A 26,244-nucleotide genomic window follows, 5' to 3' on the forward strand; every position below is an offset into this window, starting at 1 on the left:
GGCCTCAACTATCGACCGCGGTATCCGCCCAGTTGGAAACTGCCCAGCGCGGATTGCTGGCGACATGTTTGACCGTATCGCGCGCCACCGTGATGAAGCCCCATTCGGCGACGTTGATGAGCGGCAGATCGGCTGTAACCTGTTTCTGGAAATCCTTGTAAAGTGCTGTCCGCGCGGCCGTATCCACGGTTTCCGCCGCCTTGTCGATCAGCGTGTCGAGCGCCTTGTTCTCATACCCGCCCTGATTGGAGAAGCCGACGCCGGCGGGAATGCCGGAGCGCACGAGAATCGTGGTGGAGATTGCCGGATCGCCACGGAACACCGGGGGAGCAACGGCCAGATCGAAGGCATGGTCGGTATAGACCGCCTTCTGGTGTGCTGCGGCATCATTATTGACCAGCTCGGCATCAATGCCGATTTCCTGAAGCGCCTGGCGAAGATAGGAGCCGAATTGTCTGGTTTCGTTGAAATAGGGCGCGGGCAGAAGCTTCAGCGCGAAACGCTTTCCGTCGGGTCCGCGCGCATAACCGGCCTCATCCAAGAGGGCATTGGCCTTGGCGACGTCGAAATCATAGGTCTCCACATCGCCGGTATAAAATTCAGGCGCGTTTTTCGGCACGGGGCCTGTCGATGCCGTGGCATAACCGAGGAACACCTTGTCGATGACGAATTTCTTGTCGATGGCGTGGGCAATGGCCTTCCTGACCTTGAGGTCGGCCAGTTCCTTGCGGCGGTGGTTGATTTCCACCACCAGCTGATAGGTCAGCGCCTCGTAGCCGTCAGCGATTACCTTGATGCCCGGCTCTTTGGCGATGCGGGCAAGATCGGCCAGCGGCACGGCGGAGAAGGCGGCCAGCTGGATTTCTTCGGCTTCCAGCGCCGAGGCTGCACCTGCGCGGTCGGGCAGGACGCGATAGATGATTTCTTCGAGCTGCGGCTGGTCTTTGCCCCAGTAATTCGGGTTGCGGGTCAGGCGGTAATATTCGCCGGGTTTGTATTCGGCAAAAATGAAAGGCCCGGTGCCGACCGGTTTGGTATTGGCCGGATTGGTGGCGATATCGGTGCCTTCATAGAGATGTTTCGGCACGACGCTGGTGACGACAGGCAAAGCATTGCGGATGAGCTGGAACGGCGTCGGCTTGGAAAAACGGAAGACGGCCGTGTGGTCATCAGGCGTTTCCACCTTCTCAAGATTGGCGAAGACCAGCCGGCCGAGGTTCTGCAACGGTTTCCACACCGAAAGCGCCGAAAAGGCCACATCCGCCGAGGTGAAGGGCTTGCCGTCATGCCAGGTCACGCCTTCGCGCAGCTTGAAGGTGGCGCTCAAGCCATCATCCGATCCCTGCCATTCGGTTGCAAGCCGCGGCTCCAGCCCGTCCTTGCCATTAAAGGAGGCTTCCGCCAGCGGCTCGACGATCTTGCTGGCGATATAAAACACGCCATTGGAGGCGACGATGGCCGGGTTGAGGTTTTTCGGCTCCGAATCGGCCGCGACGATCAGCCGCCCGCCGGATTTTTCCTGCGCTGCGGCAATTCCCGCCAGTCCCGTGGTTGCGGCAAGAGCAAGCGAGGTCTTGAGAAGCGAGCGGCGGGAAAGCTGGACAGGCGACATGAATTTCACTCCGGAAATGAGGGCGAGGCGGGCCTTTCCGCTTGGCCCGCGGCACGCCGATCTTAAGACTGCAACCTCGGCAGTGTCCACGTTAATTCGCGCCCTTTACAGCAATGATTTTACGTTGCGGGCGTATTTGCAGAAACAATATGCTTTACCGGCGGCAATCTGCTTTTCCCCGTTGCGGCGGATAACCGGAAGTCTCCGAAAAAAGACGATTTAAGAAATAAAAATCAATGATTTGATCATCGCCTGCGGCGGTGGGCGGTGCTTCTGCATACCTTCCGGTCATGCGAAAATCTGCCGGCGGCAGCCCGTTTGGAAAGGGGTAATTAACCTTTATTTTTTATTTCAGGGAGACCGAAATATGTACGTTTATGATGAGTGTGCACGCTGCCATGAGCTTCTCCCGATCCAGATTCCAGAATTCGTCCAATAGCGCAGGGGAGGGGAGCGAGAAGGCTCGCCATGCCGGCGGCCAGCCGTCTGCCGCGCAGCAGGCAATGGTGACGAAGGCTGGTGTCGCACCCCGGCCGAATGCCGACGTCAGCGCAGCCGACGCCATTGAAGGCCGTGCGGAGATGCCCGGCTGGCAGAATGCTTTCGTGCTTGGCCCGAATGTCCGTTTCACCCGCACGCCGGAAAGCGCTTTTGCGCGGCGGATGCCGGTCGAGACCCCCGATATTCCCGAGGACGACGTGGTTGCTGTCGTTCCGTCTGAAACGGCGGAGCCGGAGGCCGTGATGCAGCAGCAGGCCGCGCAGCCGGAAGCGGTTTCCTCTTCTGCGCCAGTCGTAAAGCCGGCGGAGCAGCGTGTGCCGCCACCGCGCATGCCGTTCCTGCCGCAGCCGCCGGATGCGCGGGGTGCCAGGGCATTGACCTATAAATTGCGGCTGGAGCTTGCCCGCAAGCAGGCGGAGGAAGCCGCTGCCGCCACTCAGGCGCCGGCCCATGCCGTCACGACCGCGCCCATGGTGGCGGACGCACCGTTGCAGCAGCGGATATTCTCCGCTTTTCAGCCGCAACCCGCCGAGATGCCGGTCGCTGCCGCCCAGGCCGCTGCGCCGGGTGCGTCCATTCCCGCCTTTGCCGCGCATCTGCCGGACGAGCTTTTCTGGGAAGTCATGACGCTCGATCTGCCGGGTGATGCCGGCGAGACCGTGCCCGCCTATCTGCGCGCCGATTTTGGGCCGCTACCCGTAAATCCCGCTCTGACGAACCCTGTGCAGGCGCAGCCTGTTTCCGTGTTGCCGGCCGCCACCGTCGTGCTGTCGTCGGAACCTCCTGTCGTCACCGTGCCGGGCGGTTCGGCGATCCGGCTTTATCGGGAAATCGGCGTGCGCCAGGCCGTCGTCCCCGCTACTATTCCGGTCATCGAACAGGAAATCGTGCAGCCGCCGGTGGCGGAAGCCCCTGTGGTCATCGAGCCGCAGCCGCCTGTCGAGCAGGCCCAGCCGGCGGAAAGAATAACGGCAGAGCCGCGCTTCACGCCACGCGCACCCATTCAGGCTTCGCAGCCGATGTTCCGCGAAGCGCCGGTCTTTGCCGAGGGGGAATATCAATATCCCTCCATCGATCTTCTGCAGGAAGCCCGCGTCCAGCAGACCACGACCATGACGCCCGAAGCGCTGGAACAGAGCGCCGGGCTTCTGGAAAGCGTGCTGGAGGATTTCGGCATCAAGGGCGAAATCATCGATGTCCGCCCCGGCCCGGTCGTGACGCTTTACGAGTTCGAACCCGCCCCCGGCGTCAAATCCTCGCGCGTCATCGGTCTGTCCGATGATATCGCCCGCTCCATGTCGGCGCTCTCGGCCCGTGTCGCCGTCGTGCCCGGCCGCAATGTCATCGGCATCGAACTGCCGAACCCGGTGCGCGAAACGGTCTATCTGCGTGAATTGATCGAAGCGAACGATTATGCCGAAACCCGCCAGAAGCTCGCGCTCTGCCTCGGCAAGACCATCGGCGGCGAGCCCGTCATCGCCGAGCTGGCGAAGATGCCGCATCTGCTGGTCGCCGGCACCACCGGTTCGGGCAAGTCGGTCGCCATCAACACCATGATCCTGTCGCTGCTCTACCGTCTGAAGCCGGAAGAATGCCGCCTGATCATGGTCGATCCGAAAATGCTTGAACTGTCGGTTTATGACGGCATTCCGCATCTGTTGACGCCGGTTGTTACCGATCCGAAAAAGGCGGTCATGGCGTTGAAATGGGCCGTGCGCGAAATGGAAGACCGCTATCGCAAGATGTCGCGTCTCGGCGTGCGCAATATCGACGGTTATAATGCAAGGGCAGCCGCTGCCCGCGCCAAGGGCGAAACGGTGTTCTGCAACGTGCAGACCGGCTTCGACCGCGCCACCGGCGAGGCTGTTTACGAGCAGGAGGAAATGGACCTTACGGCCATGCCTTACATCGTCGTCATCGTTGACGAGATGGCCGACCTGATGATGGTCGCGGGCAAGGAGATCGAAGGGGCGATCCAGCGCCTGGCGCAGATGGCGCGCGCCGCCGGCATCCACCTCATCATGGCCACGCAGCGTCCGTCGGTCGATGTCATCACCGGCACGATCAAGGCGAACTTCCCGACCCGCATCTCCTTCCAGGTGACGTCGAAAATCGACAGCCGCACCATCCTTGGCGAACAGGGCGCGGAGCATCTGCTCGGCCAGGGCGATATGCTGCACATGATGGGCGGCGGCCGCATCGCCCGTGTCCACGGCCCGTTCGTATCGGATGAGGAAGTGGAAAAGGTCGTGGCGCATCTGAAAACCCAGGGCCGGCCGGAATATCTCGGCACCGTTACCGAAGACGCTGAAGACGCGGATGAAGAGGCGGAAGAGGATACGGCTGTTTTCGACAAGACCTCGATGGGCGACGACGACAGCGACGATCTCTATGAAAAGGCCGTCAAGGTGGTGATGCGCGACAAGAAGTGCTCTACGTCCTATATCCAGCGCCGCCTGTCGGTCGGCTATAACCGCGCCGCCTCGCTGGTGGAGCGCATGGAGCAGGAAGGCATTGTCGGCCCTGCAAACCATGTCGGCAAGCGCGCCATCATCGCCGGTGAGCGCGATCCCTATGATGCCATGGGCGCGGACGACTGATTGATCTGCGCGCGGATTACCGCGACAAGGATACTCAGGTGCGGTTCCTCAACCTCGCCATGCCGGGCTTGACCCGGCATCCTGTCACGTCGCGTCCGCGACGTGAGGGGTTCCTTTCGCGATCCCGGGCTTGATCGCACGGGATGCCGGTTCGAGGCCGCAATGACGAAACTGAAGGCGGTCGCGTTCCATGAATTTATGAGCGTTTCAGGTACGATATTCGATTGCAAAAACGCGCTCCGTGAATAGCCTGTGCGGCATGGATTCTGGAATCGGGAGGGTTCCCCGCATGTCGCACAGCAATGAAAACGTCGCCGTTCTCGCAAGGCTGGATGAGCTGGAGCGGTTCTGCCGCAGCACCTTCCTCGCCGCCGGCACGGATGACGAGACGGCCGATGCCGCAACCCGCGCCATGATGCATGGCACAAGGCTCGGCGTCGACAGCCACGGCGTGCGCCTGCTTGCCCATTACATCACCGCCCTTGAAGGCGGACGTCTCAATCGGCGGCCGCAGATCCGCCGCGTCTCCGGTTTCGGCGCGGTGGAGACGATCGATGCCGACCATGCCCACGGCGCCCGCGCCACCTATGCGGCGATGGACAATGCCATGGCGCTGGCCGAAAAATTCGGCATCGGCGCGGTGGCGATCCGCAATTCCTCGCATTTCGGCCCCGCCGGCGCCTATGCGCTTGAGGCGGCGCGGAAGGGTTATATCGGCCTTGCCTTCTGCAATTCCGACAGTTTCGTGCGCCTTCATGATGGCGCGATGCGCTTTCACGGCACCAATCCGATTGCCGTGGGTGTGCCGGCGGCGGATGACATGCCCTGGCTGCTGGACATGGCCACCAGTGCCGTGCCCTATAATCGCGTTCTGCTTTACCGCAGCCTCGAACAGCAATTGCCTGATGGTGTCGCATCTGACGGTGACGGCATCGACACGCAGAACCCCCATGCCGTTGAAATGCTGGCACCGCTCGGCGGCGCTTTCGGCTTCAAGGGGGCGGCACTGGCGGGCATGGTGGAGATTTTCAGCGCCGTTCTCAGCGGCATGAAGCTCAGTTTCGATATAGATCCCATGGGCGGCCCTGATTTTTCCACGCCGCGTGGCCTTGGCGCCTTCGTTCTGGCGCTGAAGCCGGAAGCCTTCCTTGAACGCGAGGTGTTCGACGAGGGCATGAAACGTTATCTCGAGGTGCTGCGCGGCTCGCCGGTGCGGCAGGACTGCAAGGTCATGGCGCCGGGCGACCGGGAATGGGCGGTGGCGGCAAGACGGGAAAGGGAAGGCGCGCCTGTCGATCCCGTTACCCGCACGGCCTTTGCGGAGCTGGCGTCGAAATTCTCGATCGTGCCGCCCGCCTATCATTAAGGCAAGGCCCGCAGCCCGTCAGGCGGGGCGCAGCAGCATGTTCGGACGCGGGTAGGGGGCTCTCGCCGCCCCCAGCCTTTCGGCGACAACCGGGCGTCCGAGATAATAGCCCTGCGCATAATCGATCTCCAGCTGGCGCACCAGCCGCAGCTGCTCTTCCGTCTCCACGCCTTCGATGAGGATCTTGTGGCCGCGATTGCGGATGAGGCGGATCATGTCCTGCAGCATCGCCCGGCCGCGCGGCGTGTTGCTGTCATGCAGGAAGGAGCGGTCGATCTTGACGGTGTCGAAATCGGTCATGCGCAGCCAGGAAAGGCCGGCAAACCCCGTTCCGAAATCATCGAGCCAGATGTTGATGCCGAGCGTTTTCAGGTCGTTCAGGCAGCGCAGCACATCCGAATGCATCTCCATATCCAGACCTTCGGTGATCTCGAAGGCGAGCCTGTTGCCGGCGATGCCGGCCTCGACGAGGATTGCCGCAACCGACGTGGCAAAGCCCGGATTTTTCAGCTGCATGGGGGATACGTTGACGCTGACCACGCCCACCCGGTCATCGGCAAGAATCTGCTTGCAGACGGTCTTGATGGTCCAGAGGCCGAGTTCCATGATCGTGCCGGTGCGCTCGGCGATCGGGATGAAGACGCCGGGCGAGACGGCGCTGCCGTCAAGCAGGCGAAGCCGCATCAGCGCTTCGGCGCCCGGCGTTTCATTGGTCGAGACGTTGAGGATCGGCTGGTAGACAAGGGAAATGAGGTTTTCCGCAATGGCGATCTTCAGAAGAGCCGCGATGTTTTCCGTCTCGTCGCTGGTCTGCGGATCGTCCGGATCGAACAGCTTCATGCAGTTGCGGCCATTGCCCTTGGCGATGTAGAGCGCGCGGTCGGCCTCGTTGATGATCTTCTCCAGCTTGCCGTCCGGATTGGGGCGGGTGAAGGAGGCGCCGATGCTGACGGTGACGACGAAGGTGCCGTCGCGGCGCTGGTCGTGGGCAAGCGACAGGTCCTCGACCGTGTGGCGGATCGTTTCGGCAAGCTCGCCAACCTGCTGCTTGGAGCGGAAGGGGGCGAGCACGATGAATTCCTCACCGCCATAACGGCCGATGGAGGCACCCTGTCCAGAGATTGCGTCCTGCAGCGCATTACCCACCGTCACCAGGCATTTGTCGCCTTCCTGGTGGCCGTAGCGGTCGTTATATTTCTTGAAGAAATCGACATCGATGAGGAGAACGGCAAAACCCTCCTCCTTTTTGCTCCAGTTGTCCCACAGCAGGCGCAGGTGATGGTCGATGGAGCGGCGGTTTTGCAGGCCCGTCAGGGAATCCGTATTCGAAAGCCGCAGCAGCGCCTGGCCGCGTTCATCCGCCGCCTTCTGCTGGGCCTTGGCTTCCAGCCCGTTGAGGAAGACGTGATAGCGTTCCCGGTTCAGGTTCCAGTTCACATAGGACGTGAAGACGAAGCAGGAAATATAGAAGGTGCCAAAGGCCAGCTTGTAGAAAACATCTTCGGGAAACTGCATCACCGCCAGAAAATAGGTGACGAGAATGATGCCTGAAGACACGAGCGACAGATGGAAGCGGAACGTGAAGAACAGGTTGGCGCCCATCATGAAGATCGTCCCGAAAACCATGTAATAGGACATGTTTTCGAGATTGTCGGTCAAGAGCGACGGCAGCAGCCAGCCGATATAGCCCATCACCAGTGCCGCCGCGCAGGTGAGGTCCAGCGCTGACGTGCTGGCGCCCCTGCGCAGCTGTATTTCCAGCGTCAGCAGCGCCGACAGGGCCACGAGCAGGCGGGCGATGATGGCGTAAAGAGCAACATCGGGTATCAGAATGATGTCGGTGATGGCAAACAGCAGATAGATGAAAACGGCCGTCCAGAGGCCCTGTCGGATGGAGCCACGGCGGCTGCGTTCGCCTTCCTGCTGGTAGAGGGCAAGAAGCTCATCAGAAAACCGGGAGTCCGGCCGCCGATCATCCTGCTGTCCACCCACCTCTCCCAATGTGTGCCTCATGCACTTTCCCATAGTGTTGCGTATACTTTATCAAGTAACTGCTTATTCCACTTTTCCGTGTGCTTTCGCGCCCGGTGCGGGTTCCTGCCAATCTCTGCCGATGCCTTGGCAGAACATGGAAAGGAAGAACGCATCATACGTTCGCAACATTAAGTTTCGCTAAACCGCGTATTTGCTTTCTCCTCTGCCCAAGAGTGTGACCAAAAAAATACGCTAATGTACTAATCTATCCCTACACCGCTCAAAAATCGAAAGCGAGTGGCCTTCCGTCTCCCAGAAACGTATAGTTAACAATGTGTTAATACTGGAGGCTGAAGTGGTGCGGGTAAAGAAGAAAAATCTGGACGGGGCAAGTCTGATCACCCCGGATACTGTCGCAAAAGAGATTTTTGCGCGCAGAACGGAAACATTCGATGAGCATTTCGCAGTTGCGAAAGCAGAGGTGGCCATCATTCTCGAATTGGCACAGCAGCAATTCGACAATGGCGTTTCAGCACGTGAGATAATACATCGAACGGCCGGCGCACTGCATGGTCTAAGAGATAAACTCCACTCAAGCGTGTGGGCGGAACTGATTCCGCTGGTGCAGAATCACTCCGTTTCGGAACGGTTTCTCGAAGATCCCTTCACCCGGTGGTCGTTCGAAAAGCCGAGGGGGTATTCGGGCGATGCCCAGCTGCTCGATTTCATCTATGGCCACGACAGCGTTGCCGAGCTGATGGCGAACGCCTCGCCGCTCGGGGCGGCACTTTACGATTATACAAGGGATGCCAGTTCCTCGGTTGCCGTGCGCGAGCGCCGCGATCTGCTGACACGTTTCGTCGATGAGGCCGCCGCGCGGCACGGAACGGAGACGGAAATCCTCACCATCGCCTCCGGTCACCTGCGCGAGGCCGATGCTTCGGTCGCGCTGAAGGAGGGGAGGCTGCGGCGTTGGGTGGCGCTCGATCAGGACCCCCTCAGCGTCGGTTCCGTCACCCGCGATTTCGGCGGCCGCGGTGTCGAGGCGATCGACGGTTCGGTGCGTGACATCGTCCTGCGCACGCAGGAACTCGGCACCTTCGATCTGGTCTATGCCGCCGGCCTCTACGATTATCTGAACGACCGCGTGGCGATCAAGCTGACGCGGCGCTGCATGGAGATGCTCAAGCCCGGCGGCATGTTCCTCTTCGCCAACTTCTCCGAGGATATCGTCGTCGACGGCTATATGGAGACCTTCATGAACTGGGCGCTGCTGTTGCGCTCGAAGGCGGATATGTGGCGGATCGTCAATGCCAGCGCCGATCCTGCAAGTATCGAGGCGGAGGTGTTCTTCGGCGAGAACCACAATATCGTCTATGCGACGATGCGTAAGAAGGCGTGAGATAGAAAGCCGCGCCCGTTATTCCTTCGTGGGAACGAGCGCGTGCCGCGTGTTTCTTCTCCCCGCCGGGGAGAAGGTCGCGGCAGCGGGATGAGGGGGGTGAGGGTGCGGTCTATCGTTGACGTTGCCCCCTCATCCGACCCTTCGGGCCACCTTTTCCCCGGCGGGGAGAAGAAAGGCGGGGCGACGTCGTGCCCCATTCCGTCACTCGCCCCTTCGCCAATAACCATTTGATTAAACCCCGTCGCGGCCTTAAGAATCCGCGCCTGATGCGTTGCAGAATGGAATGGCTGAAATGAAGAGATATTATTCGGATATGGGCGGTCTGCCGGGGCAGACGGAACTGCTGTCGAGCAAGGCTGTTTTCAAGACCGCCTATGCGGTCATCCCCAAGACCGTGATGTCCGATATCGTGACGAGCGTGCTGCCGCACTGGACCGGCACGCGGGCCTGGATCATCGCCCGGCCGATGACCGGTTTTTCCGAGACTTTCGCGCAATATATCGTCGAAGTGCAGCCGGGTGGCGGCAGTGAGCGGCCGGAGCCGGACGAGCGGGCGCAGGCGGCGATCTTCGTCGTCGAAGGCGAGATGACCGTAACGTTCGCGGGCGCGCAACATGCGCTGCGGGAGGGCTCGTTCGCCTACCTGCCGGCCGGTGCTTCCTGGCAGGTCAAAAACTCCGGCAAGGCACCCGTCAAGTTCCATTGGGTTCGCAAGGCGTTTCAGGCGGTTGACGGGCTTGCGCCGCCGCCGGCGATCTTTTCGCATGAGGATGAGGTCCCCATGTCGGCCATGCCCGATACCGAGGGCAAATGGGCGACGACGCGCTTCATCGATCCCGAAGACGTGCGTTACGACATGCATCTCAACATCGTCACCTTCGAGCCGGGCGCGACCATCCCTTTCATGGAAACCCATGTGATGGAACACGGCCTTTATGTGCTGGAGGGCAAGGCGGTCTACCGGCTGAACGAGGACTGGGTGGAAGTTGAGGCGGGCGACTTCATGTGGCTGCGCGCCTATTGCCCGCAGGCCTGTTATGCGGGCGGACCGGGCCGGTTCCGCTACCTGCTCTACAAGGATGTGAACCGCCACGTGAAGCTCTGGTAAGCGGCATCCATCGGCGAAATCCATGAATTATCGCGCAATCCGGCGGCTTGCGTGATAAATGCTTGCGTTAAATCGAATATCCCTAATAAATCCTGATATGCGGACGGCCGTCGCCGTGCCGCATCATTTGGCATCCTCCCGCATCTACCCTTGAGAAGACTGCCCGTATGAGTGAGACGATCGATACCAATGTCTTCAATCTTGCGCCCGTGGCGATGTGGATCGAGGATTTCAGCGAAGTGAAGGGCCAGTTCGATATCTGGCGGGCGCAGGGCGTCGAGGATATCAGGGCATTTCTTCTGGAGGATTTGTCGCGGGTGGCGGCCTGTTCGCAGAAAATCCGCGTCATCCAGGTCAATGCCAGGACGCTGGAACTGTTCGAGGCCCGCGATCAGGCGCATCTGGTCGATAATCTCCACCGGATTTTTCGCGATGACATGCTGGAAAGCCATGTGAACGAGCTTTCCGAACTCTGGGCGGGCAGGACTGAATTTACCAGCAACGCGGTGAATTATTCGATCGGCGGCAGGCGGCTCGATATCCAGCTGCGCGGCGCGATCATACCCGGCCACGAAGAAACGCTCGGCCGGCTGCTTTTGACCACGGAAGATGTGACGGAGCGCGAGGAGGCCCGCCGCAAGGAGCTTTTCAACCGCCGTTATGCCGAGGGCATGTTCAAGCATTCCCCGGTCTCGCTGTGGGTGGAGGATTTCAGCCGCGTGCGGCGGCTGATCGAGGAGGTCAGGGATCGCGGCATTGTCGATTTCCGCGTGTTCATGGATGTGCATCCCGAATTCGTGCGGCAATGCATGAGCGAAATCCGCGTCATCGACGTCAACCGTGCGACACTCGACCTGTTCTGCGCGCCGGACCGGCAGGTGCTGCTGCAGCGGCTCGGCGATATTTTCCGCGGCGAGATGGAAAAGCCGTTCCGGGAGCAGCTGATGGAGCTCTGGAACGGCAATCTCACCCACCATCGCGAGGTGGTGAACTACGCGCTTGACGGTTCGGAGCGGCATGTTCTCCTGCATTTTTCCGTCTTCCCCGGCCATGAACACGACTGGTCGCTGGTGCAGGTGGCGCTGACGGATATTACCGCGCGCAAGAAGGCGGAAGCCTATCTCGAATATCTCGGCAAGCACGACGTGCTGACCAAGCTGCACAACCGCGCTTTCTATTCGGACGAGCTGAACCGGCTGGAGCGCAGCGCGCTCAGGCCGGTTTCCGCCATCGTCATCGATCTCAACGGCCTGAAGGACGCCAATGACAAGCTTGGCCACGATGCCGGCGACGCCCTGTTGCGGCGTGTGGGCGAGGTGCTGAACGGTGTGGTGACCGCGCCGAACCATGCCGCGCGCATCGGCGGGGATGAGTTCGCCATCCTTCTTCCGGGCGCCGACAGGCAGATCGCCGCGGCCATGGTCGAGACGGTTTATGAACTGCTGAAGATCAACAACCAGTTCTATTCCAGCGCGCCGCTCAGCCTGTCGCTGGGGGTGGCGACCAGCGAGGCCGGCGAGACGATGGAATCGCTGGTGCGCCGCGCCGATATGAACATGTACGAACAGAAGAACGCCTATTATGCGGCCCTTCGCAACCGACCCGCCGATAATAGCGATACGACGAAGCCTTGCCCGCAGTCGGAAACCACGCCGCTGAAGCGCCTCTTCTGAACGGACAGGTGGAAGCGGTTAGGGTGCTGGGCCAGCACCCGCGGCCCTGAGAACCAGTGCAATGCTGCTGCGGGCAATACGCTCCAGGTCCGCCCGCGCCGCGCCGGCGCGCGCGCGTTGCGCAAGGCTGTGCTGCAGGGCCGCCAGCATATCGGCAACGGCGTCAATGTCGGTGTCGGGCGGCAGCTGGCCGTCGTCGCGCGCCGCCGTGATCCGCTCGCGGAACCGCGCATCGGTGCGACCGAGGGCGGCGGAGAGTTCCGCTCCCATCACCGGGTCGGCCGTCGCTTCGCCGGTGATGACGCTGAGCACGGGGCAGCCGAGCGGGTAATCATCTCCTTGCGAATAGATTGCGACGATCATCATGAAATAGTCATCGAGCGCCTCTGCGAGCGAGGGGGTGGCAAAGAGCGCGTGGTGGCGGCTCTTTCCGCTCTCCGCGATATAATGCGCGATGGCCCTGAGATAGATGGCGCGCTTGTTGCCAAAGGCGGCGTAAAGGCTTGGCCGCGCCATTTTCGTCGCCTCCGACAGATGGTCGAGCGACGTGGCGGTATAGCCGTGGCGGCGGAATTCGAGGAGGGCCGCGCCCAGTGCGGCGTCGGTGTCATATTGGCGGGGGCGCCCTCTGGCGGACTTCTCTTTCATTTTTGTACCGTTTCGCAATAAATTCGTTGCGCCGTATTTTTGTGCGGTCTAGTATAAAAATAAGCGGCAGGGAAAACAATCCCTTCGGGGAGGGTTGCAACGCGTATGCGCGGCGTGCCCTTCAGGCTGCGCGGGCGGGGAATGCCCGCCTTTCCTTCTCGGTTAAAAGGACAATCGATGACTGACAAAATCCGTATCGGCATTAACGGGTTCGGCCGCATCGGCCGGACGGTTTTAAGGGCCGCGATGGCGCGGGGCGATGTCGAGATCGTGGCGATCAACGATCTGCTGCCGATCGACCATCTCGCTTACCTGCTTAAATATGACAGCGTGCATGGCGGTTTCCCGGGCAGGGTGGCGACATCGGAAAATGCACTTGTCATCGATGACAGGCCGGTGAGGGCCTTCAGCGAGCGGGAGCCGGGTGCAATCGGCTGGGCCGGCGTCGGCGTCGATGTCGTCATCGAATCGACCGGCTTCTTCCTGACCAGAAAGGCAGCGGAAGGACATCTTGCCGCCGGTGCGGGCAAGGTTCTGATCTCGGCGCCGCCGGACGACGATACGCCGGTCTTCGTCATGGGGGTCAACGCTGGCGGCTATGCCGGGCAAACCATCGTCTCGAACGCCTCGTGCACGACCAATTGCGTCGCGCCGCTCGCCAAGGCGCTGAACGATGCCTTCGGTATCGAAGAGGCGCTGATGCTGACGGTTCATGCGACGACCTCCAGCCAGAACACGGTGGATGGCGTCGCCCGCAAGGACTGGCGTTTCGGTCGCGGCATTCTGGAAAACATCATTCCGGCAACGACCGGCGCTGCGCGCATGGTGGGCCGGGTGGTGCCGGAACTGAACGGGCGGATCAACGGTCTGGCGGTGCGCGTGCCGGTCTCTGACGTCTCCATGATCGACCTGACATGCCGGCTCCGGGACAACGTCTCCTACGGGGATATCTGCGCGATGATCCGCACACGGGCGGCGGGCGACATGCGCGGCATTCTCGCCTATTGCGACGAACCCGTCGTCTCCACCGACATGCGCGGCAACCCGCATTCCTCGATCTTCGATGCGCTGGCCGGAATGCAGACGCAAGGCGGTCTTACCAAGCTGGTCGCCTGGTACGACAATGAATGGGGTTATGCCTGCCGCTGCCTTGACATGGCGGCACATATCTTCCGGGCCGGATAAACGGTTTACGCGCTGTCACTGGGCAGCCTCCATCGTCGAGACGCGTTCCGGTTCCCGGCGTGATCATCGGCCTGTCCCGAGGATCTGCCCCGCATCGGCAAGAGCGGAAGGTCGCAGATGCTTTGGGCAGCCTTTGGTGCGGCGGGGCGGGGACTCTCATCGGTTCCGGGTCTTCCGTCCGTCTCCGGCTGCCACCTGATATGGGCCCTTGCCTCCTGCTTCGCTCCGTCATTCAGCCAATCTCCATCCGTTTGCACGCATCTTCACAAGCGCGTGAGAGCGCTGTTGCGCCGCAACAATTTCGTTGCCGGAATTTTACATACGTCTTAGTATGTATGTAAATGTGACCTTTTTTATGGATTCGGAGCGCAGTATGGCGAAGAGATTGGGGCAGATCGTAGCGGTGTTGTTGACAGGCATCGTTCTGGTCGGATGTAGCGACGAGCAGGCCTCTGCGCCTGGCGCGCCGCCGCCCGGCGCGGTCAAGGTCGTGACCGTGAAGCAGGAAGAGCTGCCCATCACCAACGAATTGCCGGGACGCATCGCGCCGACGCGGCTTGCCGAAGTGCGCCCGCGCGTCTCCGGCATCATCGTCGAGCGGGTGTTCGAGCAGGGCTCGCTGGTGAAGGAAGGCGATGTGCTTTACCGGATCGACCCCGCGCCGTTCCAGGTGCGCGTCGACAGCGCCGAAGGCACGTTGCGCCGGGCGCAGGCGGCACAGCTGCAGGCGCGGCAGACGGCCGACAGGCAGCAGCAGCTGCGCCGTTCCAACGTCGGTTCCCAGCAGGAATTCGACAATGCCATCGCCCAGCTGGCGCAGGCGGATGCGGAAGTGGCCGTTGCCGAGGCCGGTGTCGCGGAAGCCAGGCTCAATCTGCAATATGCCAATGTCACCGCACCCATCAGCGGCATGATCGGCCGGGCGCGCATCACCGAAGGCGCCCTCGTCAGCGCCACCGGTTCGGAAAATCTCGCGACGATCCAGCAGCTCGATCCGATCTATGCTGACTTCACCCAGCCGGCCGCCGATCTCATCCGCCTGCGCAAGGCGCTGCAGGATGGCCAGCTGATGACCGGCCCGAACGAGGCCGAAGTCAACCTGCTGTTTGATGACGGCAGCCGTTATCCCGTTTCCGGTCGCCTACTGTTTTCCGAAGCGGCGGTGGATGAAACCACCGGTCAGGTGACGCTGCGCGGCGAATTTCCCAATCCGAACGGCGACCTTTTGCCGGGCATGTATGTCCGTGTCCAGATCCAGCAGGGCATCCAGAAGGCGGCCTTCGCCGTGCCGCAGCAGGCGGTGCAGCGCGATGCCGGCGGGCAGGCGAGCGTGCTTGTCGTGAATGCCGAAGACACGGTCGAACAGCGCCGGGTCAGCGTCGGCCGTTCCATCGGCGACCGCTGGGTGATTTCGGAAGGCCTGAAGGATGGCGACCGCGTCGTTGCCGAAGGTTTCCAGAAAACCGCGCCGGGCGCCAAGGTGAAGCCTGAACCATGGTCTGCGGAGCCCGATGTCGCCGCCGCCGGCAACGAGGGCGCGGCTTCGGCCGAGACCTCGTCTGAGACCCCGGCCGCCAAGCAATAAGGACCGATTTCATGGCACGTTTTTTCATCGATCGGCCCATTTTTGCCTGGGTCGTCGCAATCTTCATCATGCTGGCGGGCCTGCTCGCCATTCCCATGCTGCCGATTGCGCAATATCCGAATGTGGCGCCGCCGCAGATTTCGATCGCGACCACCTATCCCGGTGCCGCGCCCGAGGACATTTACCAGAGCGTCACGCGGCCCATCGAGGAAGAGCTGAACGGGGTTCCGGGTCTTCTTTATTTTGAATCGACCTCGGAATCGTCAGGCAGCATTTCCATCAACGTCACCTTCGCGCCGGGCACCAATATCGGTGAAGCGCAGGTCGAGGTGCAGAACCGCATCGCCCGCGTTCAGCCGCGTCTGCCGCAGGCGGTTACCCAGCAGGGCCTGCGGGTCGAACAGGCCGGCACCTCGTTCCTGATGATGGTGGCGCTCACCTCCGTTGACGGCAATACCGATGCCATCGGTCTCGGTGACTATCTCAGCCGCAACGTGCTTGGCGAATTGCGCCGTGTGCCGGGCGTCGGCAGCGCCCAGCTGTTCGCCACCCAGCGCTCCATGCGTATCTGGATGGACCCGGACAAGATGCTCGGCCTCAGCCTCACCTCGTCCGACGTCATCGGCGCCATTCAGGCGCAGAATTCGCAGGTCGCGGCGGGCCGTATCGGCGCGTCGCCAAACCCGATAGGCCAGCAGATTTCGGCCACCGTCAACGTGCAGGGCCAGCTGACATCGCCGGAGGAATTCGGCGCCATCGTGCTGCGCGCCAATCCGGATGGTTCGTCCGTCCGGCTGCGCGATGTGGCGCGGGTGGAAGTGGGCGGCGAAAGTTATGCCTTTTCCAGCCGCCTGAACGGCAAACCCAGTGCGGCCATCGGCGTGCAGCTGTCGCCCACCGGCAATGCGTTGCAGACCTCCGATGGCGTGCGCGCCACCATGGAGGAACTGTCGCGGTATTTCCCGCCGGGTCTGGAATATGAAATTCCCTACGACACCAGCCCCTTCGTGAAAATCTCCATCCAGAAGGTGATCAACACGCTGGTGGAGGCGATCATCCTCGTCTTCGTGGTGATGTTCGTTTTCCTCCAGAACATCCGCTACACCATCATTCCGACACTGGTGGTGCCCGTGGCGCTGCTCGGCACCTGCGCCATCATGTATGTCTCGGGTTTCTCCATCAACGTTCTCACCATGTTCGCCATGGTTCTCGCCATCGGCATTCTCGTCGATGACGCGATTGTCGTGGTGGAAAATGTCGAACGCATCATGGCGGAAGAGCATCTGTCGCCGAAGGAGGCGACCCGCAAGGCGATGGGCCAGATTTCCGGCGCCATCATCGGCATCACGCTGGTTCTGACGGCGGTGTTCGTGCCCATGGCCTTCTTCCCCGGCGCCGTCGGCATCATCTACCAGCAGTTCAGCCTGACCATGGTGGTCTCCATCCTGTTTTCGGGCTTCCTTGCGCTGTCGCTCACGCCGGCGCTCTGCGCGTCGTTCCTGAAGCCGATCAAGGCCGGGCACCATGAGAAGAAGGGCTTCTTCGGCTGGTTCAACCGCGGCTTCGACAAGGCCTCGCACAAATACTCCTCGTCGGTCGGCAGCATCATCAAGCGTTCCGGCCGCTTCATGGTCATCTATGCGGCGCTGCTTGCCGGTCTCGGCTGGGCCTATATGCAATTGCCCAGCTCCTTCCTGCCCAATGAGGACCAGGGTTACCTGATCGTCGACATTCAGGCGCCGGCGGAAGCCAGCAGCGAACGCACCCTGCAATCCATCCAGGAAATCGAAAAGATCTTCCTGGCGGAACCGGCGGTCGATCGCGTGATTGCGGTTTCGGGCTTCTCCTTCTCCGGTTCCGGCCAGAATGCCGGTCTCGCCTTTGCGACGCTGAAGGACTGGAGCGAGCGTGGGCCGGAGGATTCCGCATCCGCCATCGCCCAGCGTATCAACGGCAAGCTCTGGGGCCTACCGGGTTCCATGGCCTTCACGCTGTCGCCGCCGCCCATTCAGGGTCTTGGCAATTCCAGCGGCTTCACCTTCCGCCTGCAGGATCGCGGGGGTGCCGGACAGACGGCGCTGAGCGCCGCCGGAGCGCAGTTGATGGCGGCCGCGCAGAAAAGCCCGGTTCTGGCCGGCCTGCGTGTCGAAGGCATGCCGGATTCCCCGCAGGTTAATCTCATCATCGACCGCGAAAAGGCCAATACCTTCGGTGTGACCTTCAGCGACATCAACGCCACCATCTCCGCCAATATGGGCTCGTCCTACGTCAACGACTTCCCCAATGCCGGCCGTATGCAGCGCGTGACGGTGCAGGCGGAGCAGGGGCAGCGCATGAAGACCGAGGACCTGCTGCACCTCAACGTCCGCAACGCCAATGGCGGCATGGTGCCGGTAAGCTCATTCGCCACGGTGGAATGGGTGCGCGGCCCGTCGCAGGTGGTGGGTTACAACGGCTATCCGGCGATCCGTATCGGCGGCCAGTCGGCACCCGGTTACTCTTCCGGTGATGCGATTGCCGAAATGGAGCGTCTGGCGGGCGAATTGCCAAGCGGCTTCGGTTTCGAATGGACCGGCCAGTCGCTGCAGGAAATCCAGTCGGGTTCGCAGGCGCCGGCGCTTATCGGCCTCAGCGTGCTGTTCGTCTTCCTGCTTCTGGCGGCGCTTTACGAAAGCTGGTCCATCCCGCTCTCCGTCATGCTGGTGGTGCCGCTCGGCGTCATCGGTTCGGTGGCGGCGGTGATGCTGCGCGGCATGCCGAACGACGTCTACTTCCTGGTCGGCCTTGTCGCCATCATCGGGCTTTCGGCCAAGAACGCGATCCTGATCATCGAATTCGCCAAGGATCTGCGGGCGGAGGGCAAATCCACCTATGATGCGACGGTGGAGGCGGCGCATCTGCGCTTCCGGCCGATCCTGATGACCTCGCTTGCCTTCTCGCTCGGCGTGCTGCCGATGGCAATTGCGTCAGGCGCCAGCGCGGCGAGCCAGAACGCCATCGGCACCGGTGTGCTTGGCGGCATGATCTCGGCGACGATCCTTGCGATCTTCTTCGTTCCCGTTTTCTTCGTCTTTGTCATGAAGATTTTCGGGGATCGGAAGAAGCAGAATGAGATTGCTGCTGACGCCGTATCGCCGGCGGAATAAAACGGATGTGAAGGCCGTGCCATATTCATGTGAATGACAGCCCGGCACGACAAGAAAAGGCACGGTGCGAGAGCGCCGTGCCACGACTGGAAGGAGACATCGGAATGCGCCGTACCAAGGCCGAGGCAGAAGAGACCCGTCAGGCGATCCTTGCCGCCGCCGAGCGGGTATTCTTCAAGAAAGGCGTGGCCAACAGTTCGCTGGACGAGGTGGCGGCCGCAGCCGGGGTGACGCGCGGGGCGATATACTGGCATTTTTCCAGCAAGACCGACCTTTTCATCGGGCTATACGAATCCGTCGCTTTGCCCGAATCGGATCTGCTCGATTTCGGTGATCCTGATCTCAAGGGGTTGACCCTGCTGGCCAAGATCGAGGAGGCGGCCTGCAAGTGGCTGGCGCTTCTGGCGCAGGACGAACAACGCCAGCGCATCATGACCATCAGCCTGCGCACCAGCTATTCAGACGAGTTCGCGCCTGTCCTGCATGCGCAGGAGGAACTGGACCGCTATCACAAGGAGCGGCTGGAAGCGGCTTTCGAACGGGCGCAGGCGGAAGGTGCCTTCAACGACAACTGGACGGCGGAATCGGCGCTCGGGGCGCTCTACTGGCTGCTGAAAGGCATCTGCTCCGACTGGCTGCTGTTCGGCAAGCGCTTCGATCTGGCAAAGGAGGGCGGCGAGGCCGTGCACAGCCTCATGAAAGGTTTCAAGCGCTCCGCAAATCCCTGATCCGATCCGCCGGTTGGCCGGGACGCATCCTTCAAATTTCAGTGTATTCTAAAAGACGAGCGAAATTTGCTTTACGTACCTCAAAACGGACGTTAGCTTCTTCTCCGAGCTTTGGGAGGAGTTCGCTCATGGTCGCTTCAAGGAAAATCGAGGGGCAAAAACCGTCCGTTCTCACCGGCTGTCGGTGACGGCGCATGGCTTTTGCTGACGAAACTTCAGCCCCGGCCCTTGTCCGGACCGTCGGGCTGTCGAAATCCTTCGGGCCGGTTCAGGTTCTGAAGGATATAGAGATCGCGGTGCGCGCCGGCGAGGTGCACGCCATCATCGGCGAGAACGGCGCCGGCAAGTCGACGCTGATGAAGCTGCTGGCCGGCAATGAAAAGCCGTCGGGCGGTGAAATCCTCATCGATGGCGCAGCCGTTGCGCTCGGCGGGCCGGTGGATGCCGAACATCGCGGCATCGTTCTCGTGCATCAGGAAATATTGCTGGCGCCGGATCTGACGGTGGCGCAGAACATCTATCTCGGCCGCGAATTGCATAAAGGTCCTGTTGTGGACGACCGCGCCATGCGCGACGGCGCCCGCAAGGCCGTTGGCGATCTCGGCGGCACGATCGATCCCGACGCCATCGTCGGCAGCCTGTCGATAGCGCAGCGGCAGCTGGTGCAGATTGCCCGCGTTCTGCTGGTGCCGCATCGTGTGGTGATTTTCGACGAGCCGACTGCGAGCCTGACGCCGATCGAGACCGACGCACTCCTGAATGTCATCCGGGATATCAGGGCGAAAGGCGTGGCCGTGCTTTATATTTCGCACCGCCTGCCGGAAGTGAAGGAGATCGCCGACCGGGTGACGGTGCTGCGCGACGGCAGGCTGGTCGCCTCGCATCCGGCCTCAGAGCTGGAGCCGGCCGATATGGCGCGGCTGATGGTGGGGCGGGATGTCGCCAAGCTTTATCCCGACCGCAATGCCGGCGGTGAGCGTGAGCCGGTTCTTGAGGTCGAGCATTTTAACGTTCCCGGCTATGCGCAGGATGCCGGTTTCCGCCTGCGCAAGGGCGAAATCCTCGGTTTCGCCGGTCTGGTCGGAGCCGGGCGGACGGAGCTGATGGAGGGCGTGCTGGGCCTGCGGGCCGGGCGGGGAACGGTTCGCCATCTTGGGCGCGCGGTCACTTTCGCCAAGCCCGAAGACAGCCTGAAGGCGGGCATCGTTTACTTAAGCGAGGATCGCAAGGGCAAGGGACTGCTGCTTGCCAAGGATCTGCGCATCAATCTGACGCTTGCTTCGCTGAAGAAATTCAGCCGGCTGCTCCAGATCGACACCCGCCGCGAGACGGCGGCGCTTGATGATGCGGTGCGTGATTTCGATATCCGCACCGGCCGCAAGGATCTGCTGGCGGGTCAGCTCTCCGGCGGCAACCAGCAGAAGCTGCTGCTCGCCAAAATGATGTTGCTCGATCCGTCCATCGTCATCATCGACGAGCCGACACGCGGCATCGACATCGGCACCAAGGAGCAGATTTACCGCTTCATCGCCGGGCTTGCGGAGGAGGGGCGCTCGATCATCGTCGTCTCCTCGGAAATGCCCGAGCTGATCGGCATCTGCGACCGCATTCTGGTGATGCGTTCCGGCCGGATCGTCGGCGAGGTGACGGGGGATCGCATGACCGAAAACGACATCGTGGCGCTGGCGACCGGTGTTCACACGCAGGAACCCGCCTGAGGCTGCGGGTTTCGAAAGAGTTGGCCTGAAGAAAAGACAATTGAGGAGAAACATGACCGAGGCCGCAACTGACACCGGCAAGACGCCGAAGACCTCGAAGGACTGGGATCTGCGCGCCGTCGCGCCGTTTGTGGCGCTGGCCCTGCTGCTGGTTCTCGGCACCATCGCCAATCCCAATTTCATCGGCATCGACAATCTCCTGAACGTCGTCACCCGCAGCGCCTTCATCGCCATCATCGCGCTTGGCGCGACCTACGTCATCACCTCGGGCGGGCTTGATCTTTCGGTTGGCGCAATGGTGGCTTTCGTCGCCAGCCTGATGATCCTGTTCATGAACAGCGGCGTCATCGCCAGCCCGCTTTTAATGCTGCTGGCCGCCATGGTGCTGGCGCTTGCCATCGGCGCGGCCTGCGGGCTGGCCAATGGCCTCATCACCACCATTGGCCGCATCGAGCCCTTCATCGCCACGCTCGGCACCATGGGCATCTATCGCGGGCTGACCACATGGCTGTCGCAGGGCGGCGCCATCACGCTGCGCAACCCGGAAATCCAGACGCTTTATCGCCCGGTCTATTTCGGTAATGTGCTGGGCGTGCCGGTGCCGGTCATCGTGATTTTCGTGACCGCCGCCATCGCCGCCTTCGTGCTTTACCGTACCCGTTACGGCCGGCATCTGACAGCGGTCGGCTCCAGCGAGGATGTGGCGCGTTATTCCGGCATTTCCGTCGCCCGGGTCCGCACCATTGCCTATGTCGTGCAAGGTCTCTGCGTTGCGGTGGCGGTGCTGCTTTACGTGCCGCGCCTTGCCTCCACCTCGGCCACGACGGGCATGTTGTGGGAGCTGCAGGCTATCACGGCCGTCGTCGTCGGCGGCACGGCGCTGCGCGGCGGGGTAGGGCGCATCTGGGGCACGATCTGCGGCGCCTTCATTCTGGAGATCGTCGGCAACATCATGATCCTGTCGAACTTCGTCAGCGAATATCTGATCGGCGCCATTCAGGGGGCCATCATCATCATCGCCATGCTGGTGCAGCGTTCGCTCAGCCGCAGGTGACGTATCACGCCGCGCCATGTGGGGCAGGTGCGGTTGAAGGAGGAACGCCCCGGTCTTGGGAGGAAAGAGACTATGCGTAGAAAATTCATCGGCGTGGCCTTTGCCGCGCTGGCTGCGGTGCTGGCGGGCTCAGTGCATGCGCAGGACAAGAAGGTCACCATCGGCGTCTCCATTCCGGCCGCCGACCACGGCTGGACGGCCGGTGTCGTCTATCATGCCGAGCGCGTGGCGAAGCTTTTGATGCAGGAGCATCCGGGGCTTAATGTGATCGTCAAGACATCGCCGGATGCTGCCAATCAGGCCAACGCGCTGCAGGATCTGGCGGTGCAGGGGCTGGACGCACTGGTCGTTTTGCCGTCCGATCCCGATCCGCTGGTCAACGCCATCAAGGAGATCAAGGACAAGGGCACCTTCGTTGCGCTTGTTGACCGTGCGCCGAGCGTCAACGACAATTCCATCCGCGATCTCTATGTTGCCGGCAACAACCCGGCGCTTGGCCAGGTGGCGGGCGAATACATCAAGAAGACCACGCCGGATGCGGAAGTGGTGGTCATTCGCGGTCTGCCGATCCCCATCGACCAGCAGCGTCAGGATGGGTTCGACAAGGGCATCGCCGGTTCGAACGTCAAGGTTCTCGACCGTCAATATGGCAACTGGAACCGCGACGACGCCTTCCGCGTGATGCAGGACTATCTGACCAAGTATAAGAAGATTGACGTGGTCTGGTGCCAGGATGACGACATGGCGATCGGCGTGCTGGAAGCGATCCAGCAGGCGAAACGCACCGATATCCAATATATCGTTGCGGGTGCCGGCTCCAAGGACATGATCAAGAAGGTCATGGACGGAGACAAGCTGGTGCCGGTCGACGTGCTCTATCCGCCGGCAATGGTGGCGACAGCCATGCAGCTGACGGCCGGGCATTTTTACGATCAGGTGCCGGTTGCCGGGAATTATATTCTCGACGCGACATTGATCACCAAGGAGAATGCCGAGCAGTTCTACTTCCCGGATTCGCCGTTCTGATCTGATTTCCAGCTAATGCTGACGCCCGCCGCAAGGCGGGCGTCAGCATTAGGGATAAACGTCTCTCGCAACGCGGGAAGAGGGGCGCGGCAAACATTTCGTCACACGCGGCGTCATCCTCGGGCTTGACCCGAGGATCCATCAACCGTTGAAACATGGATCCTCGGGTCAAGCCCGAGGATGACGGAGGTGAGGGCGGTGTGACAACTTAACCGTCCGTCGCATCACCCGTTCTTCCTGAACCACGCCGAAAGATAGTCCACGAAGCTGCGCACCTTGGCCGGCAGGTAGCGGCGATGCGGATAGACCGCGTAAATGCCGCGGTCCTTGGAAATATAATCGTCGAACAGCGTCACCAGTTCGCCGGACTGGATATAGGGCCGGGCGATGAAGTCAGGCACCATGGCGATGCCGAGGCCGGCGCGGGCGGCGCGCAGCGTCGCCTGGGGGCTGTTGACCTCGATAGGCCCGCTGATGGTGACCGAATTCGAGCCGCCATCCGGCTCGAGATAGCGCACCGTATTGTGAAAACGGGTATTGGTGTCGATGATGAAGGGAACGCGGGAGAAGTCCTGCGGCCCGTCGAGCGGCCCGTGCTGGGCCACGAAATCCGCCGTCGCCACCGCATAGACGCGGAAATCGGAAAGCTTGCGGGCGATGAGGCCCGAATCCTCCAGCCGGGTGATCCGGACGGCAAGGTCGAAACCTTCTTCGATCAGATCGACAAACCGGTCCTCGGCGACGATTTCCAGCGACAGCTCCGGATTTTCCTTGGCGAAATCGATCAGGCTCTGGCCGACATCGGCATCGATGAAGGTGCGCGGAACCGAAATCCGGAGCTTGCCCTTGAGATCGGCATTCTTCTCGCGCACCAGATCGGCGAGGTTGTCGATCTCCTTCAGAATGTCGGAGGCGGTGCGGTAATAGGTGTGCCCGGCCTCGGTCAGCGAAAACTGCCTTGTCGTGCGGTTAAGGAGCAGCGCGCCGAGATCGTCTTCCAGTTCCCGGACATATTTGGACAGAAGCGCCTTGGATCGCCCCGTCTTGCGCGCGGCGGCGGAAAAACCCTCCGCTTCGACGACATCGATAAAGGCGCGGATGCGGGTCAGCGTGTCCATGAAAATCCTCCGGTTCGTTCCATATAATTGAACGCTGACGAAGGACTGTTCAACCCCAAAATGGTTGCTGAAAAAATCCGCTATCTGGTGAAAAAATCCTCTTGATTATGACGGCGAATATTCTTATCTCCCGTGCTGCCCAAAGTCGCACGTGCCCATGTGTGTCCGCCGGGTCCTCGATGTGGTGAGGATCTCGGTAAGGTACCTGGAACTAACCCCTCCAGTCGCTATTCCGGCCAACCGGAAAATGCGAGGACATACGAAGCAACGACGGTGCGGGCCTTTCTGGTTCTCTGCCGGCTCTCCATCAGCCGGGGTACTAAAGAGGCACACCATCATTGCCTGAAGTGCGGTCGGGTCATTCCCTCCAATCCATGGCAGACAAAGCCGAATGATGCTCTGGCAGGGCATCGTTCACATTCGCGCCTTGAGCGTATGCTATCGATTCTGCGCCTCCACCGGCTGATTCGAATGCATATCTCGAGCGTCCTTTGTCCTTCGGATTTTTTTCCGGAGTCGGTTTTATAGGGAATATATCGATGACGACTGCACGCATTCTCGACTTCATCAAGACCCGACGTCCCGAAGGCCCTTGCCTTGTGGTTGATCTCGACGTCGTGCGCGACAATTTCAACGCGTTCCGGCATTCCCTGCCGAACAGCGCGATCTATTATGCCGTGAAGGCAAATCCGGCTCCCGAAATCCTGAAGCTGCTCGCTTCGCTCGGCTCCAATTTCGATTGCGCCTCCGTGGCTGAAATCCAGATGGCGCTCGATGCCGGCGCGACGGCCGACCGTATCTCCTTCGGCAACACCATCAAGAAGGAACGCGATGTCGCCCGCGCTTACGCGCTCGGCATCGATCTCTTCGCCGTTGATAGCCATGAGGAAGTCGAGAAGGTTGCCCGTGCCGCTCCCGGCGCGCGCGTCTTCTGCCGCGTGCTGACGGATGGCGAAGGTGCGGAATGGCCGCTCTCTCGCAAGTTCGGCTGCGTGCCGCAGATGGCTGTTGACGTTCTCGTCTACGCGCATCAGCTCGGCCTCGAATCCTACGGCGTGTCCTTCCATGTCGGCTCGCAGATGATGAATCTCGACGCATGGGATGCCGCACTTGCCGATGCCAAGCGCGTCTTCGCTTCGCTGGCCAAGCAGGGCATCCACCTGCAGATGGTCAATATGGGCGGCGGTTTCCCGACCAAGTACCTGCGCGACGTTCCGGCTGCCGAAGAATACGGCCAGGCGATCGACACGGCGCTGCGCAAGCACTTCGGCAACCAGATCCCGAAGACGATCATCGAGCCGGGCCGCGGCATGGTCGGCAATGCAGGCGTCATCAAGGCGGAAGTCGTTCTTGTCTCGCGCAAGTCCGACAATGACAACCACCGCTGGGTGTTCCTCGACATCGGCAAGTTCGGCGGTCTCGCCGAGACGATGGACGAGGCGATCCGTTACCCGATCCGCACGACACGCGATCAGGATGAGATGCAGCCCTGCGTTCTGGCCGGTCCGACCTGCGACAGCGCCGACGTGCTGTATGAAAAGAACATGTACCCGCTGCCGGTCTCTCTGACCATCGGCGATGAAGTTCTGATCGAAGGCACGGGCGCCTATACGACGACCTATTCGGCGGTTGCCTTTAACGGCTTTGAGCCGCTGAAGGCTTACGTCATCTGATCCGAACGCCGTCCGCTGAAAAGGGCGGCGTCTCGACCAAGCTTCCGTTCCGGCCCTGCCGATTGTGCTGTTGCGCAAATCCCTGCTTGCTGCACCTCTTCCAGCCGAGGAAAGCGTGTCGGCG

At 61.4% G+C, this 26,244-nt stretch carries 17 protein-coding genes; 13 read left to right on the forward strand and 4 right to left on the reverse strand.

The features are described from left to right. Nucleotides 1-4: 4 nt before the first annotated feature. Nucleotides 5-1,612 (reverse strand): ABC transporter substrate-binding protein, encoded by a 1,608-nt coding sequence (locus tag N434_RS19390; protein WP_181424021.1) that lies wholly within the window; start codon nucleotides 1,610-1,612, stop codon nucleotides 5-7. Nucleotides 1,613-1,989: 377 nt separating this feature from the next. On the opposite strand from N434_RS19390, the gene N434_RS19395 reads away from it, so the two are divergent. Beyond that, a complete protein-coding gene (locus N434_RS19395) occupies nucleotides 1,990-4,713 on the forward strand; it encodes a DNA translocase FtsK (RefSeq protein WP_110759930.1) in 2,724 nt (907 codons plus the stop codon). Nucleotides 4,714-5,002: 289 nt separating this feature from the next. Further along, nucleotides 5,003-6,079: an Ldh family oxidoreductase gene (locus N434_RS19400; RefSeq protein WP_110759931.1), complete on the forward strand. Its 1,077-nt coding sequence runs from the start codon at nucleotides 5,003-5,005 to the stop codon at nucleotides 6,077-6,079. 18 nt (nucleotides 6,080-6,097) lie between these two features. Here N434_RS19400 and N434_RS19405 read toward each other — a convergent pair whose 3' ends face one another. Beyond that, the gene (locus N434_RS19405; RefSeq protein ID WP_110759932.1) at nucleotides 6,098-8,092 is read right to left on the reverse strand and encodes a putative bifunctional diguanylate cyclase/phosphodiesterase; all 1,995 of its coding nucleotides are present in this window, start codon (nucleotides 8,090-8,092) and stop codon (nucleotides 6,098-6,100) included. 316 nt (nucleotides 8,093-8,408) lie between these two features. Here N434_RS19405 and N434_RS19410 point away from each other — a divergent pair, with 316 nt between their 5' ends. The 3 genes from N434_RS19410 to N434_RS19420 all read left to right on the forward strand — a co-directional run bounded on the left by N434_RS19410 (nucleotide 8,409) and on the right by N434_RS19420 (nucleotide 12,239). After that, entirely contained in the window at nucleotides 8,409-9,455 is a 1,047-nt protein-coding gene (locus N434_RS19410) for a class I SAM-dependent methyltransferase (RefSeq protein ID WP_181424022.1), read from the forward strand. A gap of 286 nt (nucleotides 9,456-9,741) precedes the next feature. After that, nucleotides 9,742-10,566 (forward strand): bifunctional allantoicase/(S)-ureidoglycine aminohydrolase, encoded by an 825-nt coding sequence (locus N434_RS19415; protein ID WP_110759933.1) that lies wholly within the window; start codon nucleotides 9,742-9,744, stop codon nucleotides 10,564-10,566. Between the two features lie 167 nt (nucleotides 10,567-10,733). Further along, nucleotides 10,734-12,239: a sensor domain-containing diguanylate cyclase gene (locus N434_RS19420; protein ID WP_110759934.1), complete on the forward strand. Its 1,506-nt coding sequence runs from the start codon at nucleotides 10,734-10,736 to the stop codon at nucleotides 12,237-12,239. An 18-nt stretch (nucleotides 12,240-12,257) separates the two neighbouring features. Here N434_RS19420 and N434_RS19425 read toward each other — a convergent pair whose 3' ends face one another. Continuing rightward, nucleotides 12,258-12,887, reverse strand: a complete 630-nt coding sequence (locus N434_RS19425) for a TetR/AcrR family transcriptional regulator (protein WP_110759935.1) — start codon at nucleotides 12,885-12,887, stop codon at nucleotides 12,258-12,260. A 177-nt stretch (nucleotides 12,888-13,064) separates the two neighbouring features. Between N434_RS19425 and gap the strand changes: the two genes are divergently transcribed. The 7 genes from gap (at nucleotide 13,065) to N434_RS19460 (ending at nucleotide 23,329) form a co-directional block, all read left to right on the forward strand. Next, the gene (gene gap / locus N434_RS19430) at nucleotides 13,065-14,072 is read left to right on the forward strand and encodes a type I glyceraldehyde-3-phosphate dehydrogenase (RefSeq protein WP_110759936.1); all 1,008 of its coding nucleotides are present in this window, start codon (nucleotides 13,065-13,067) and stop codon (nucleotides 14,070-14,072) included. Nucleotides 14,073-14,445: 373 nt separating this feature from the next. Continuing rightward, complete coding sequence (locus tag N434_RS19435; RefSeq protein WP_077768025.1) at nucleotides 14,446-15,657, forward strand: efflux RND transporter periplasmic adaptor subunit; 1,212 nt, start codon at nucleotides 14,446-14,448, stop codon at nucleotides 15,655-15,657. An 11-nt stretch (nucleotides 15,658-15,668) separates the two neighbouring features. After that, on the forward strand, nucleotides 15,669-18,803 hold the full coding sequence (locus N434_RS19440; RefSeq protein WP_110759937.1) for a multidrug efflux RND transporter permease subunit: 3,135 nt from the start codon (nucleotides 15,669-15,671) through the stop codon (nucleotides 18,801-18,803). Between the two features lie 104 nt (nucleotides 18,804-18,907). Next, nucleotides 18,908-19,531: a TetR family transcriptional regulator gene (locus tag N434_RS19445; protein ID WP_110759938.1), complete on the forward strand. Its 624-nt coding sequence runs from the start codon at nucleotides 18,908-18,910 to the stop codon at nucleotides 19,529-19,531. A 194-nt stretch (nucleotides 19,532-19,725) separates the two neighbouring features. Further along, the gene (locus N434_RS19450) at nucleotides 19,726-21,249 is read left to right on the forward strand and encodes a sugar ABC transporter ATP-binding protein (protein ID WP_110759939.1); all 1,524 of its coding nucleotides are present in this window, start codon (nucleotides 19,726-19,728) and stop codon (nucleotides 21,247-21,249) included. Between the two features lie 52 nt (nucleotides 21,250-21,301). Beyond that, complete coding sequence (locus N434_RS19455) at nucleotides 21,302-22,303, forward strand: ABC transporter permease (protein WP_110759940.1); 1,002 nt, start codon at nucleotides 21,302-21,304, stop codon at nucleotides 22,301-22,303. 72 nt (nucleotides 22,304-22,375) lie between these two features. Next, complete coding sequence (locus N434_RS19460) at nucleotides 22,376-23,329, forward strand: substrate-binding domain-containing protein (RefSeq protein ID WP_110759941.1); 954 nt, start codon at nucleotides 22,376-22,378, stop codon at nucleotides 23,327-23,329. Between the two features lie 224 nt (nucleotides 23,330-23,553). Here the strand turns inward: N434_RS19460 and N434_RS19465 are convergent, their stop codons facing one another. Beyond that, a complete protein-coding gene (locus N434_RS19465; protein WP_065117027.1) occupies nucleotides 23,554-24,447 on the reverse strand; it encodes a LysR family transcriptional regulator in 894 nt (297 codons plus the stop codon). A gap of 539 nt (nucleotides 24,448-24,986) precedes the next feature. Here N434_RS19465 and odc2 point away from each other — a divergent pair. Continuing rightward, entirely contained in the window at nucleotides 24,987-26,120 is a 1,134-nt protein-coding gene (gene odc2, locus N434_RS19470) for an ornithine/lysine decarboxylase (RefSeq protein ID WP_110759942.1), read from the forward strand. Nucleotides 26,121-26,244: the final 124 nt, after the last annotated feature.

It is taken from the genome of Rhizobium sp. UGM030330-04, assembly GCF_003208455.1.
Classification (GTDB): Bacteria; Pseudomonadota; Alphaproteobacteria; order Rhizobiales; family Rhizobiaceae; genus Agrobacterium; species Agrobacterium rhizogenes_A.